The organism is Sediminibacterium sp., from assembly GCF_030695065.1.
Taxonomy (GTDB): Bacteria; Bacteroidota; Bacteroidia; order Chitinophagales; family Chitinophagaceae; genus Sediminibacterium.
In genome coordinates this window covers 1-1,038 of record NZ_JAUYTR010000015.1, presented here as the reverse complement: position 1 = coordinate 1,038, position 1,038 = coordinate 1, and the positions used below count along the sequence as shown (strand labels likewise).

Here is a 1,038-nt window from a genome sequence, read left to right as displayed (position 1 = left end):
TCCCTATCAATTCATTTAAAAGGTAATGGTACATGAAATCACTTATTGGTTTATATCCATATCCTTCTTTAATTAGTAAATTTCCTGATAAATCATCTTTAATAATATCATATTTTAAACCCATGGCTTTACTTAACAGTTTTTTAGATCTTCCAGATAACCTTCCAGCTTCTAATGATGGCAAAACCTCATCTAATATGAAACTAATCTCACCATTCTTCTTTGATTTTAATTCTAATGGTAATGCTTCATTAATATTATTCAATTCTTCTATATCTTCGGATTTCCACCCTTCATCTTTACAATTATTCAGTATGGTATTACATTGAATGTTGATGTTTTCAGGTTTTTTAGTAAGGATATGCCTTAGTTTATGTTCATTAATCCTGGGATCCTCATAAACTAAAATTTTAATAAATGTTTCTAATTCTTTAACAGAATAATTCATTTTCCTTAAATAAGTAAATTCACCTAATAATAAGTATTCAGTGGTTTCAGCATAGTTATCTTTAAAAATACGCTGAATGGCTGCTAATTTTGTATCCATTATAACCCACTCCTATTAAAAGAGTCCAGATTATAATTTAAATAACTTATAGCCATAATCAACTCGACTAATAATAGATAATTAGTTTTTTCTTGACTAAAACCAGCTTTCAGGATCTTCTTATATTTGTTATAATTATAATCATCAGAATAATACTCATCTATAAACTGATAAAAAGGGTCATCATTGCAATTAAACTTGTTTTGATCCTTAGCAATCATTGATTAACCCCTTACCTTGTAAATACAATTTTAAAGACTCTGGATTCTCAAGATCCTTCAAAAATAAAGTTAAACTATCCCTTAACATTTCAGTCATTGGGATACTTAAACCATATTCTGACCTTATAATCTTCTTAGTGTCTTTAAGTTGATTGTGTTGCCGAGGTAAGAGATATACGGGCATCTGATGTCTATTCAAGGTTTTATCCATGTTTTTAACCTCTATTGTATTTTCTTTGATATTCTAATACTTTAGAAAAAACAATTAAG

At 27.9% G+C, this 1,038-nt stretch carries 1 protein-coding gene; it reads right to left on the bottom strand.

Going from position 1 to position 1,038, the window contains the following annotated elements:
- A partial coding sequence (locus Q8S25_RS06930) for a hypothetical protein (RefSeq protein WP_305536153.1) occupies positions 1-547 on the bottom strand: 547 nt, incomplete at its 3' end.
- Between the last annotated feature and the right edge of the window lie 491 nt (positions 548-1,038).